Source organism: Vibrio nigripulchritudo ATCC 27043 (assembly GCF_000222685.1).
In the GTDB taxonomy this organism is placed as follows: domain Bacteria; phylum Pseudomonadota; class Gammaproteobacteria; order Enterobacterales; family Vibrionaceae; genus Vibrio; species Vibrio nigripulchritudo.
In genome coordinates this window covers 1-13,152 of record NZ_AFWJ01000046.1, presented here as the reverse complement: position 1 = coordinate 13,152, position 13,152 = coordinate 1, and the positions used below count along the sequence as shown (strand labels likewise).

The 13,152-nt window shown below is 47.7% G+C and carries 10 protein-coding genes; 3 read left to right on the top strand and 7 right to left on the bottom strand.

The window, feature by feature from the left end; genetic code table 11:
• Nucleotide 1: 1 nt before the first annotated feature.
• From phnF to fadB, 7 genes are all read right to left on the bottom strand, one after another.
• Nucleotides 2–697: a phosphonate metabolism transcriptional regulator PhnF gene (gene phnF, locus RH89_RS05795; RefSeq protein WP_004400179.1), complete on the bottom strand. Its 696-nt coding sequence runs from the start codon at nt 695–697 to the stop codon at nt 2–4.
• A gap of 56 nt (nt 698–753) precedes the next feature.
• Nucleotides 754–1,536 carry a phosphonate ABC transporter, permease protein PhnE gene (gene phnE, locus RH89_RS05790; RefSeq protein WP_038145124.1) on the bottom strand — a complete coding sequence of 261 codons (783 nt, stop codon included), beginning with the start codon at nt 1,534–1,536 and terminating at the stop codon, nt 754–756.
• Between the two features lie 78 nt (nt 1,537–1,614).
• Nucleotides 1,615–2,610 carry a phosphonate ABC transporter substrate-binding protein gene (phnD, locus tag RH89_RS05785; protein WP_004400177.1) on the bottom strand — a complete coding sequence of 332 codons (996 nt, stop codon included), beginning with the start codon at nt 2,608–2,610 and terminating at the stop codon, nt 1,615–1,617.
• A gap of 2 nt (nt 2,611–2,612) precedes the next feature.
• Nucleotides 2,613–3,482: a phosphonate ABC transporter ATP-binding protein gene (gene phnC / locus RH89_RS05780; RefSeq protein WP_004400176.1), complete on the bottom strand. Its 870-nt coding sequence runs from the start codon at nt 3,480–3,482 to the stop codon at nt 2,613–2,615.
• A 267-nt stretch (nt 3,483–3,749) separates the two neighbouring features.
• On the bottom strand, nt 3,750–6,287 hold the full coding sequence (locus RH89_RS05775) for a leucine-rich repeat domain-containing protein (RefSeq protein ID WP_004400175.1): 2,538 nt from the start codon (nt 6,285–6,287) through the stop codon (nt 3,750–3,752).
• Nucleotides 6,288–6,631: 344 nt separating this feature from the next.
• Nucleotides 6,632–7,798 carry an acetyl-CoA C-acyltransferase FadA gene (gene fadA, locus RH89_RS05770; protein WP_004400174.1) on the bottom strand — a complete coding sequence of 389 codons (1,167 nt, stop codon included), beginning with the start codon at nt 7,796–7,798 and terminating at the stop codon, nt 6,632–6,634.
• 25 nt (nt 7,799–7,823) lie between these two features.
• Entirely contained in the window at nt 7,824–9,995 is a 2,172-nt protein-coding gene (gene fadB, locus RH89_RS05765; RefSeq protein WP_004400173.1) for a fatty acid oxidation complex subunit alpha FadB, read from the bottom strand.
• A gap of 207 nt (nt 9,996–10,202) precedes the next feature.
• On the opposite strand from fadB, the gene RH89_RS05760 reads away from it, so the two are divergent.
• From RH89_RS05760 to hemG, 3 genes are read left to right on the top strand one after another with little or no spacing between them, the layout of a single operon-like run.
• On the top strand, nt 10,203–10,823 hold the full coding sequence (locus tag RH89_RS05760) for a YigZ family protein (RefSeq protein WP_004400171.1): 621 nt from the start codon (nt 10,203–10,205) through the stop codon (nt 10,821–10,823).
• 51 nt (nt 10,824–10,874) lie between these two features.
• A complete protein-coding gene (locus RH89_RS05755; RefSeq protein WP_004400170.1) occupies nt 10,875–12,332 on the top strand; it encodes a TrkH family potassium uptake protein in 1,458 nt (485 codons plus the stop codon).
• Between the two features lie 27 nt (nt 12,333–12,359).
• Complete coding sequence (gene hemG, locus RH89_RS05750; RefSeq protein ID WP_004400169.1) at nt 12,360–12,893, top strand: menaquinone-dependent protoporphyrinogen IX dehydrogenase; 534 nt, start codon at nt 12,360–12,362, stop codon at nt 12,891–12,893.
• Nucleotides 12,894–13,152 lie beyond the last annotated feature (259 nt).

The window sequence follows — 13,152 nt, the reverse complement described above, 5'->3', positions numbered from 1 at the left end:
GTTAATGCTCCAATACGATTTCAATCATGTCCGAGCGGGTGTAGGAGCAAGAATATTCCATGACCTGTTCAGTCTGGCTTGCCACATTTACCGTTCGGAAAATAATCAGCGGAATGTTCTCCGAGAGTTTGAGTTGCTTTCGTTCCTGCCGATTGGGCATGCGTGAACGAAGCTTGGTGGATTGACGGATAAGTTCCGTATCCAATTGCTGGTGGAGGTAGTTGTGCAGCGAACCACTCTCAAAATATTGCAACGGTCCCCACCAGTCGGTGTTAGGGAGGTAATGCTCAATCAAACTGCATGGCAGTCCATCAATCACTCTGAGAGTGGTGAGCTTGATGAGCTGAGCGTCCAGTTCAATGTTCAGAACTTTGGCTAAGTGCTCACTGGCGGTGATCAATTGACGGCTCAACACTTCGCACCTTGGCATATAGCCTTGTTTGGTCAGGTTGTGAGTGAAGTACGCGCCCTGATTGAGCGGGTAGGCGTAAGGCTGACGAATGACCTGATTGCCTCTGCCTTGCTGTCGTTCAATCAACCCGCAAAAGACCAGCTCATCAATGGCGCGCCTGACGGTATGGCGGTTGACCTGAAACCGGTCTGCCAGACGCGACTCGGAAGGAAGAAAGTCACCCACTTTAAACTGGCTGTGTACTTCCTGTTCGAGCTGTTTGGCTATGTCCATATAGAGTTGCATGGGGTTTTCCTCCGACCAACGCTGCCTAGTTGTCTAGACAAGTTCAGACAAATTTTTTAGATGTACGCCTTGCGAATGTGTTGAGAGGCGAAGTCAATCAGGCTCACTGTTACAATGATGACCAGCATGATGGCGGCGGTTTGCTGGAACTGGAATCCACGAATGGCTTCCCAAAGCAGCACCCCGATACCCCCTGCGCCCACCATGCCGACAACGGTTGCTGAGCGGACGTTGGATTCAAACCGATACAAGGTAAATGAGATCCAGAGAGGCAATACTTGTGGAATTACGCCATAAATGACTTCTTCCAGCTTGTTGGCTCCGGTTGCACGCACCCCTTCAACAGGTCCCAAATCAATGGCTTCTACTGCCTCAGAAAACAGTTTGGCAAGCACACCAGTGGTGTGGACAAACAATGCTAAGACGCCAGCAAAAGGTCCCAGACCCACCGCAACCACAAACAGCATGGCAAACACCATTTCATTGATGGCACGCGCCGCGTCCATCAAGCGACGAGTTGGTTGATAAACCCAAGCCGGCACAATGTTGTCGGCACACATCAGCCCAAGTGGGATAGAGAAAATAACCGAGAGGACGGTGCCCCAAATCGCTATCTGAATGGTGATTAAAGTCTCTTCCACATACAGATCCCAATGTGAAAAATCGGGGGGAAAGAAATCACTGGCGAGTTCTGCCATGTTGCTGGAGTCGGCGATGAGTTGAACCGGGTTCATCTCCGCACCTTGCCACGCCCAAGCCAGTATCAGAGCGATGACCATCAGGCTCACTAGCTGTTTCAGCTTCTGACTGAGACTCTGAGAGGTATTTAAGGCATCCATCGAAATATTGGTGTCCATGTTTGTTCTCATTTTTCTTTGTAAGAAGTGGGGCAGGTTCGCCCCACTTGGGTTTGAGTGTTATTCCATGGCATCCAAAGCCGCCATTTGACGGTTCAGCGCAGCCAGTTCTGACTTCACGCTGTTGGCTTCTTCCATCTGAGATTTGTCCAACTTCTTATCGGTCGCGAGCTTGTTAAGCTGTTTAAACAGAGCCAGTTGGCGGATTGGGAGAAGTTGAAGATCTGAAGAGGCTTTGAACGGTGCCCAGTCCAGCTCTTTCAACACCGCCACTTCTTTTGCGTTGCCGGTTGTGCCATATGTCATGAAGAAATCGTAAACCGCGGTTTTGGTTGCTTCTGGCAGGTTCTTACGCCATACGATTGGGTCGGCTGGAATCAGCGGAGATTTCCAGATGACTTTGATGTTCTTGAACTTGTCTGGGTTGTTGCGTTCGAAACGACGTAAGTTTTCAGTGTTGTTGGTCGCGACATCCACTTGCTTGTTGGCAACCGCAAACAGGTTTACTTCGTGGCTAGAATTCAAAGTACGCTTGAATTCAGTTGGCTGAACGTTGTTTTTTGCAAACACATAGTAAGACGGAACCAGGAAGCCAGATGTTGAGTTTGGATCGCCATTACCAAACGCCAGGTTTGAGCGGTTTTTCAACATGTCTTCAACTGAGTTAATTGGGCTGTCTTTGTGTGTAACCAATAGGCTCCAGTACCCTGGGTTTCCTTCTACATCGACAGTCTGAGCAAAAATCTCTCCGCCCGCGCGGTCAACAGCTTCCATGGCAGACTTATTGCCATACCATGCGATATCGACCTTGTTGAAACGCATGCCTTGAATGATGCCTGCGTAATCGGGAGCGAAGTAAGCTTTCACTTCAACGCCCAGTTTTTTGCTCATATCATCCAAAAATGGTGTCCATGATGCTTTTAGGTTTTGCTGAGATTCGGTCGAGATGATGCCGAAGTTCAGAGTTTTCAGAGGGGCTTCCTCTGCCCATGCTGGCGCAAGCGCCGTTGCTGCTAAAGCGATACCCACTGAGATCTTACGAAGTACACGTAACATGTTCAGATTCCTTTTGACTGAATGTTGACTGTAGGTTGATTAAGTTCAATTGCTGGCGAAGGAGCCGGTGAACCTGCGAAGTTGCCTTCCACAATCACGCCCGCTTCTTCTGTTTTTCCGCGATACAGCGCTTCAAGCTGGCTCGATGTCAGCCCGTTGCTACTGCCTTGGTAAAAAATGTGCCCATCCCGCAGAGCGATAACATGCTCACAATAGTTAAGTGCATGCTCGACCTGATGAAGTGTCACAATGACAGGGATGTTTTCTTGTTGATTGATCTGCTGAAGTAATTCCATCACCACACGAGACGATTCAGGATCGAGTGAGGCAATAGGTTCATCGGCGAAGATGATTTTGGCGTCCTGCATCAGTGCTCTGGCAATGGCGACGCGTTGTTGCTGACCACCAGAAAGGGTAGAAACTCGCTGATGCGCAAAGCTTGCCATGCCCACGCGATCAAGCGCTTCCAGTGCCTTGCGTTTCTGTTCTATGGTGAATTGTCCGCTGACGGTTCTCCACCAAGGTGTTTCGCTAAGCGCCCCTATCAAAACGTTGGTCATGACAGACAGGCGATTGACCAGATTGAATTGCTGAAAGATAAAGCCAGCTTGCGAGCGAGTGGTGCGGATCTGCTTATTCACTTTGCCCGACTGTTGGACGGGCTGACCCATAATGCGGATGTCACCCGACGCGTCGGTTTTGTCGCCAGCCATTAACCCGTTGAGGTGGCGCAACAGAGTCGACTTTCCCGACCCCGAAGGACCCAATAGCGCCGTCATACCACGGTGCGTGAGATCCAGATTGATACTGTTCAGTGCACGGTTTTTGCCAAATGTTTTATTTAAATCCGTGACGGTAACGATGCTGTCCATAGAGCGAACCTTCTGTTTTGTTCGGCTCTATCCTGCTAGCGTGAAATGACGGTTTTATTGCAGCGAAATGTCAGAAAAATGCAGCGAAATATTGGTAATTCGCTTAAAAGTCTGTTGTTAAAAGGCTTGATAAGAGATGTCTAGACAAGTGTGGGCAGTTGTCTAGATAGGTGTTTCATCAAAAGTTCATGGAATAGCGTGAAAAGCTTGAAGTGAAGCTGGTTTTGAAGATGCTACCTCCAACCGAAGTTGGAGGTAGCGATTTGACTAAGGGGTCGGAGTATAAGGGTCGTAACCACATTGCCCTTCGCTGGTGGCTTGGGTGTAGGTTATTGCATTGAGGTTCTCAAACTCAGAGGCATAGCGGTTGAGGGAGTCTTTGGCGCTTTGTGTTAGTTGACTATCATAGACCGAAAGGCACGTGAGAAGGCTGTTTTGGCTGATATCGAGGTCCGTAAACAGGTTGGCACCTGCGTGCAGCGTTTTGAGGTTTGAGAGAGTACTTACATCAATGCTACTGAGCTGGTTACCCGCTAAATGTAAATCAGATAGCTGGGAGTAGCCGTTAAGAGAAAGGCTGGTTAGGCGGTTGTAGCTAAGTCGTAGCCAAGCAAGAGTGCCCTTTTCTGTCGGAAGTTCAATAGAAGTTAGTGGCGTTGATTTCGCTTCTAGATAGATCAATTGGGAAGCAGATGAGGCATCAATAGTATCGACTTGGGTCTCGTTGAGTCTCAGTTCGCGCAGAAGAGGCAGATTACCCAGTTCAATCGTGGTAATTGGGTTAGTCGATAAAACTAGCTTGGTCAACTTAGGGTACAGTTGGGTGGCAAATGTACTCAGACCTTTGTTTGCGATAAACAAGTCAGTTAGCTCTGAGAGGTGGTCAATATTGATAACAGCGCTACCTGTTTCACTGATATTCAAGTGGCTCAAAAGCGAATTGTTGGTTAAATCGAGGCTTGTTAGTGGGTTACCTTGCAAGGACAAATGAGTCAACGCCACATTAGACGACAAATCAATACTGGTGAGTTCATTCAAGGGTAAAACTAACACCTTGAGAGCTGGAAGTTGTGCTGTGTTGATGGTGCTCAGTTTGTTAGATTTAATCACTACTTGTTGGAGACGGCTTGATGAAGGAAGTGTGATCGTATGGAGCTTACCATCAAATAAAGAATGACCTTTGAGATTTGCGATAACTAGCTGCTCTAAGCTTGCGTTATTACGTAGGTCTAGTGTTTCGAGTGATGATCGCATAATCGTCAATCGACGCAGTGCGGGGTTACTCGCGATATCAATTCCCGAAAGCGAAGAGGCGTCTCTGACTAAAAACGTGTCCAAGGCAGAGTTATTTGACACGTTTAAACTTGTTAGCTCGGGATTTGCAAGCAACGAAATGTAATTGAGCTGTGTGTTTCGGGATAAATCTATGGTGCTTGAGCGGACATTATCTAAGGTGATGGTTTTTAGCTTAGGGTTGTTAGATACAACGATGCTGCCTTCACCTAAGTGTTTCAGAGTAACGTCTTCAAGATTGGCATGTTGAGATAGGGTTATATTATCATTTTGAGCCTCACTTGATGCCTGACCGTTAATGGTTAGGGATGTCAGATTGTCAAATAGTGAGACATCTAAGCTGGCAGTAGCAGATTTCAGTGAACCTATATAGAGTCGGGTGAGCGAAGACAGCTCTGCTACAGTGGCTTCATACCCACTATAACTGCAACCAAATTCAGTGACTTCATCAATGTACTTCCAACCTTTGTTTTGTGCGATGACATCCATGCAATTCTTATTGAGGTTATTTTCAAACGTCAGGTTGGAAATCAAATTACTCGCATTCTGAACAGTCACATCGACCGTTCTCGACCCTGTGGCTCCTTCATTATCCGTCGCTGTAACTTTGAATGTCAGGGTTTCTTCTCTGTTTAAGGTTGGAGAAGTGAAGTTTAAGGTTTGCGAATCTGGGTTAGCAATTGTGACATTCGTTCCTGCGGTTTGCTCCCAACGGTATGATTCGATGCTGCCATCTCTATCGTAGGCAGAAGCAGCTATCGTCACGGGTTGGTTAATGTCTTTGGTCGCATCACCAATAAAGTGAAATACAGGCGCTTGGTTAGGCTTTACATGCACCCGAGCTTGCTGGCTGGTCGTTGCACCTTGGTTATCTGTGACGGTGAGCTGAAACTCTAGCCACTCAGCTTGAGTTATTGACGGCGCAATAAAGGAAAGTTGCGCAGTATCTGGGTTGGTCAATGTGACACTGGTACCAAATCGCTGTACCCACTGATACTTCACTATATGACCGTCTAAGTCGTAAGCATTGCCTGAAATGCTGGCACTGATATTGGGTCTAAGAGTTTGAGCCGCAATAGGAGCAATAGTTGGTGCACGGTTTGTGGAGATTGTTGCATTTACGGTGACAGTGACTGTTTCACTGCTTACTGCCCCTTGGGTATCCGTAACCGTCAGCTTGAATACCAGAGTTTGCTGTTGTGAATTAGAGGGGGCAACGAAAGACACCATAGTGCCATTGATCTCAGAAATAGTGACGGCTGGACCTGAAACTTGTTCCCATTTGTATGAGGCAATGCCGCTATCTGAGTCGGAGATGTTGGCAGACAGAATGACAGTTTGCGCACCAGATGCCACCTTGTCGCCATTTGTGGTTATCACGGGAGCCACGTTTGGTGTTGAAGGAGTACTAGGTGTAGAAGGGGTTGACGGTGTCGAGCTGTCCCCCCCTCCTCCACACGCAGAAAGCAATAAGGGCGCCGCGATCAGTGTTGCGGTTTTAATAATGTTCATGGTACCTAGCCTTTGAATACTTAAGTATTTCTAAATTTTTGATACCCGCACATTCAGTGCCTTGTGCACATGCCAGGGGGAAGTGAGGGTTCAAAGCCAACAAATGATTTAGTCGTTAGAATTATTATTAGACTGTCTAACGGTGCTTTTGATGATATTGCAGTAACTATTTGAATTTATATGATAATGAGCAATATAAGTTCAGTTTATAATCTCTGACCTAAAGAAACTATGCTCATATCAACGGAAATGATAAAAGCGTGAAGTGACTCTAATTCGTTGTTTGATAATAGAAAGCCAGCGTTTGAACGCTGGCTTTGTTGATTCTAGGAGGTAGGTGAACTTCAATCGACTCGTTCAAACACCGTTGCGATGCCCTGTCCGAGACCGATACACATGGTCGCAAGACCGTATTTGGCGTCTTTTGCTTCCATTAAATTGATCAGGGTTGTCGAGATACGAGCGCCTGAACAACCCAGTGGGTGACCCAATGCAATGGCACCTCCGTTAAGGTTCACTTTCTCGTCAACCACATCCAGTAAGCCTAAGTCTTTCGCACATGGTAACGATTGGGCTGCAAAGGCTTCATTCAGCTCTACCACATCCATATCTTCAATCGACAATCCGGCACGCTTAAGTGCTTTTTTGGTCGCAGGAACTGGACCGTATCCCATGATGGATGGATCACAGCCTGCAACCGCCATAGAGCGAATGCGAGCACGAATGTTCAATCCAAGTTCCTTGGCTTTGCTCTCACTCATCACCAGCATGGCTGAAGCACCATCCGACAGGGCAGATGATGTCCCTGCGGTTACCGTACCGTTTGCTGGGTCAAATACTGGGCGAAGCTGAGATAATCCATCGACGGTTGTTTCTGGACGAATCACTTCATCGTAATCCAGCATCATCAACGAGCCATTTGGCGCATGACCTTCTGTCGGCAAGATTTCATTTTTGAACCTGCCTTCTTGCGTGGCGGCGTAGGCACGAGCGTGAGAACGTGCTGCAAACTCATCTTGCTGCTCTCGGCTGATGCCATGAAGTTTACCCAGCATCTCAGCTGTTAAGCCCATCATCCCCGCCGCTTTGGCTACGTTTTTGGATAAACCAGGGTGGAAGTCAACGCCGTGCGTCATAGGGACGTGCCCCATGTGTTCGACGCCGCCAATCAGGCAAATATCGGCATCGCCCACCATGATGGCGCGCGATGCATCGTGCAGTGCTTGCATGGAAGATCCACATAAACGGTTCACAGTCACCGCGCCCACTTCAATAGGCAAACCAGCGAGCAGCGCGGCGTTTCTCGCGACGTTAAACCCTTGCTCCAGGGTTTGTTGAACACACCCCCAGTAAACGTCTTCAATTTCAGATGGGTTAACCTGAGGGTTACGCTCTAAGATTCCTTTCATCAGATGTGCAGAGAGATCCTCTGCACGGACATTGCGAAATGCCCCGCCTTTGGAGCGACCCATTGGGGTTCGAAGGCAATCAACGATCACTACATTGTTCATTTTAAGATTCCTTTTCCAAAGAGGGTTATAGCGTTCCAGCTTGTTGAGTTTGGTAGAAGCTTTCGCCTCTTTCCGCCATATCGATCAGCATTTGTGGTGGCCGATACATAGCACCGAGGTCCGCGTATTGTTTTGCCATTGCTACAAACTTGGCAATACCGATGCTGTCTAGGTAACGGAAGACACCACCTCGGAATGGTGGGAAACCTAATCCGTATACCAATGCCATGTCGGCTTCTTGAGGAGAGGCGATAATGCCTTCTTCTAAACACAACACGACTTCGTTAATCATAGGAATCATCATACGTTGCATGATGGTGTCATCGTCAAAAGCTTGTTGATCGGCACAGACAGAGGAAATAACAGGGAGGATTTCATCGCTGAACGTTTTCTTTGGTCTGCCTTTTTTATCTACGTTGTATTGGTAAAAACCTGTGCCGTTTTTCTGACCGTAGCGATCCGATTCAAATAGTGCGTCAATGACATCTTTGCCTTCTTTACCCATTCGTTCTGGGAAGCCTTCCGCCATAACTGCCTGGGCGTGATGGGCGGTATCAATTCCGACCACATCGAGCAAATACGCCGGACCCATTGGCCAGCCAAATTTGCGCTCCATGACTTTGTCGACTTTGGTGAAGTCAGCGCCATCGCGCAGCAATTGACTGAATCCGCCAAAGTACGGGAAGAGTACTCGGTTGACGAAGAATCCCGGGCAATCGTTGACTACGATGGGGGATTTACCCATTTTCGCAGCGTACGCCACAACGCGATTGATGGTCTCTTCTGAGGTGTGCTCACCTCGGATAATTTCGACGAGAGGCATGCGATGTACCGGATTGAAGAAGTGCATGCCACAGAAGTTCTCTGGTCGCTTCAGCGACTTTGCCAACAAGTTGATGGGGATGGTTGAGGTGTTGGAGGTGATCACCGTGTTGTCATCGACCAATGTTTCCACTTCGCTTAACACTGCCGCTTTGACTTTCGGGTTTTCTACGACTGCTTCTACGATGACATCGGAATTCTCAATGCCTGCATAGTGCAAGCTTGGGGTAATCGAAGCCAGAATTCCAGACATCTTAAACCCGTCGATACGACCACGAGACAGACGCTTGTTCAGCAGTTTTGATGCTTCCGTCATACCTAAATCGAGGGATGCCTGTGCGATGTCTTTCATCATCACTGGCACGCCTTTCAGCGCCGATTGGTAAGCAATGCCGCCCCCCATGATGCCAGCGCCGAGTACCGCGGCACGTGCTGTATCTTTCGATGCTGACTTGGCGGATTTTTTCGCCAGCCCTTTGATATATTGGTCATTCAGGAACAAACCAACCAAAGATTTGGCTTCTTCTGATTTGGCGAGCTTAACAAAGTGTTTGCGTTCAACATCAAGCGCTTCGTCTCTTGCGCTGCGTGCCGCTTCTTCAATTGCGACTACTGCTGTCATCGGTGCCGGGTAATGTGGACCTGCTTTTTGCGCGACCAAGCCCTTGGCCATGGTAAAGCTCATCATGGCTTCCATTTTGCTCAAAGTGAGGGCTGATGTTTTCTGGTGACGGCGGTTTTGCCAGTCCAGTGTGCCGTCTGCGGCTTGGGAAACGGTCGTGATTGCCGATTGGCGCAGTGATTCGGTATCTACTATGGCGTCCAGCAGTCCAACTTTTAACGCTTCATCAGCTCGGCAAGCTTTACCCTGTGTGATGATTTCCATGGCGCTGTCTGCGCCGATAACACGAGGCAACCTGACGCAGCCACCAAAGCCCGGCATGATGCCTAACTTGGTTTCTGGTAGTCCAATGCTGGTAGTCGCATCACCAATACGAAAATCGGTAGCCAAAACGCATTCGCAACCACCGCCCAGAGCGTGACCGCTCATTGCCGATAGAGTCGGAACGGGCAAATCTTCCAACTTACTGAAAATACTGTTTGCAAACTGCACCCACTGGTCCAGTTCGTCTTCAGGCTTTGCAAACAAGCCAAGAAATTCGGTGATATCCGCACCCACAATAAAGCTGTCTTTATCCGAGGTGAGAATAAGCCCTCTCAAGCCTGAATGGTCTTTAAGTGCATCCAGCGCCTGATCGAGCGATTCTAAAGTAGCAAGGTCGAGCTTATTGACTGAGCCTGGAGAGCAAAAGCTAAGCTCGGCGATGCCGTCTTTCAGTTCCTTTACTTGTAGAGTATTTGATTGGTAAATCATGTCTAACTCCGCGATACGCAATCCGAGATTGCTTGAGAGAGTGAATGTTATAGTTATGTTGTCATATTGTTCGACTTTGTAAGTTTGCGCTGACTTTTGGCTAATTTCAATACATTTTCAAACGCGTGTTTGATTTTTGTCGAGTTGTACACTTTTTGTAATGTCACGTGATACACTTCGCCCCCCTTGAAAGCGGACCTATGTGCCATGAATTTGCTCCCATTTTTAATACCAGCCGAACCTGCGATATTCGAAGAAGAGATCAAAAAGAGTATTTTCATTACTCATCTGGCGCATACCCCTTCCATCGAGCATGCCAAAGCGTTCATTGATTCAGTTAAAACAGAACACGCTTCTGCACGTCACAACTGCTGGGGTTTTGTCGCAGGCCGACCGGAAGACTCCATGAAATACGGGTTCAGTGATGATGGTGAACCGTCAGGAACTGCAGGGAAACCGATTCTGGCTCAGTTATCGGGTTCTGGTGTTGGCGAAATCAGTGCGGTGGTAACGCGTTATTCCGGCGGGATTAAGCTGGGAACCGGTGGCTTAGTGAAAGCATACGGTGGCGGTGTGCAGCAAGCCCTTAAGCTGCTTCAAACAATAGAGAAAAAAATAACCACAAATCTTAAGCTAAGGTTAGACTATTCGTTTATGCCCATAGCTCAGTCTTTAATGGAAGCCTATCAAGCGGTTCAGGTTGATGCGCAATACGGTGAGTCCATTGAGGTCATCGTTGAAATTGAAGTGAGCCAAGTGGAAGGGTTTACCCAGGCTGTTATAAATAAAAGTGGCGCTAAAGCATCTGTCACACCAATAGAACATTAGGTCAACAGACCCTAGATTAGGAATCAAAGAAGCTCTGCTTCTGAAGCAAGAATGCAATTTCGTTCAATTATCCGTATCGTCGGCTTGTTACTCGCGTTGTTTAGCGTATCCATGTTGGCGCCCGCCTTTGTCGCACTTATCTATCGAGATGGTGCAGGTGTGCCTTTTGTGACCACCTTTTTCGTTCTGTTGATCGCGGGCGGATTTTTCTGGTTCCCTAATCGTCATCATAGACACGAACTCAAAGCCCGAGATGGCTTTCTTATTGTGGTGCTATTCTGGACGGTAATCGGCAGTGCGGGTGCGCTGCCTTTTCTCATCTCCGACACTCCGGACATCTCGGTGACCGACGCCTTTTTCGAATCCTTTTCTGCTCTAACCACCACGGGAGCAACAGTACTGGTGGGGTTAGATGATTTACCCAAAGCGATACTCTTTTACCGGCAGCTTCTTCAATGGTTTGGTGGAATGGGGATCATCGTGTTAGCCGTCGCGATTCTTCCGGTGTTAGGGATCGGTGGTATGCAGCTTTATCGTGCGGAGATTCCTGGTCCAGTCAAAGACAGTAAGATGACTCCGCGCATTGCCGAAACGGCCAAAGCCCTCTGGTACATCTATTTAAGTTTGACCATTGCCTGTGCCGCCGCATTCTGGCTGGCGGGAATGAGCTTGTTTGATGCAATCAGCCACAGCTTTTCGACTATTGCGATTGGTGGGTTTTCAACACACGATGCCAGTATCGGCTATTTCGATAGTACCGCCATTAATATGATCACCGTGGTGTTTCTTCTGATTTCGGCGTGTAACTATTCGCTTCACTTTGCGGCATTTGCGTCTGGTGGCGTGCATCCGAAATACTATTGGAAAGACCCTGAGTTTCGTGCCTTCTTCTTTATACAGGGCATACTCTTCTTAATCTGCTTCTTACTTTTGCTCAAACACCACAGTTATAACTCGGTGTTTGATGCCTTTGATCAGGCACTCTTCCAAACCGTCTCTATTTCGACCACTGCGGGCTTTACCACTACGGGGTTCTCCGAGTGGCCTCTTTTCTTGCCAGTGTTGCTTCTGTTTTCCTCTTTTATAGGAGGGTGCGCAGGGTCAACCGGAGGAGGAATGAAAGTTATCCGCATTCTCTTGCTAACGTTGCAAGGTGCGCGTGAATTAAAGCGCTTGGTTCACCCAAGAGCGGTGTACACCATCAAAGTGGGTGGAACCGCACTATCTCAACGGGTTGTGGATGCGGTGTGGGGCTTCTTCTCAGCATACGCGCTGGTCTTTGTAGTTTGTATGCTGGCACTTATTGCCACAGGTATGGATGAGCTGAGTGCTTTCTCTGCTGTTGCCGCTACACTAAATAACCTAGGTCCTGGTTTGGGTGATGTAGCATTGCACTTTGGCGACATCAACGACACGGCAAAGTGGGTACTTGTGGTTTCTATGCTGTTCGGGCGATTAGAAATATTTACTCTCCTAATTTTGCTGACACCAACTTTTTGGCGTAGCTAACTTCAAAAGAGCGATAAAGGGCATTCGATGGAAAAAGTACTGCTGTTGCATTCAAGCCGCGAAGGGCAAACCATCAAAATTCTACACTATATAGAAGAGAAGCTGGGTTCGGTCGATTGCACCATGATGGATCTCCATCAAATCGAAACGGTGGATTTATCTGGCTACGACAAAGTGGTCATTGGCGCTTCTATCCGATACGGGCATCTTAATAAAAAGCTTTATCAGTTTATTGATCGTCATCTTGAGGCTCTCAATCAGGCAAACGCAGCTTTCTTTTGTGTCAATCTGACGGCTCGAAAAGAAGCCGAAGGAAAAGACACTCCAGAAGGAAGTGCCTATATTAGAAAGTTCCTGACGAAGTCTCCGTGGAAACCTTCCTTGATTGGCGTGTTTGCCGGAGCACTCTATTATCCCCGTTATCGTTGGTTCGACCGTGTAATGATACGTTTTATTATGAAGATGACAGGTGGAGAGACCGATACGACAAAAGAAGTGGAATACACAAACTGGGAAAAGGTGTCTCTTTTCGTAGATTCCGTGAAGAATTTGAGTAAATAACCGTCATAAATCTCCTTTTTTGAATGCTTTTTGCCCGAACAACGAAAAAGGCGAAAAAAATAGGAAAAAAGGGTTGTCAAAGTGATGCCGATCTCTATAATGCACCCTCGCTGACACGGGATGGCTTCGAATGAAACCAAGCGAGTCAGAGGTTAGATTAGAACGCTGAAAAGCAAACGAAATAAACTTTAAAAAGTGTTTGACACAAATGTTTATCTCGCTAAAATAGCCGTCCGATTTGAGCAGGGCTCAAATCAAT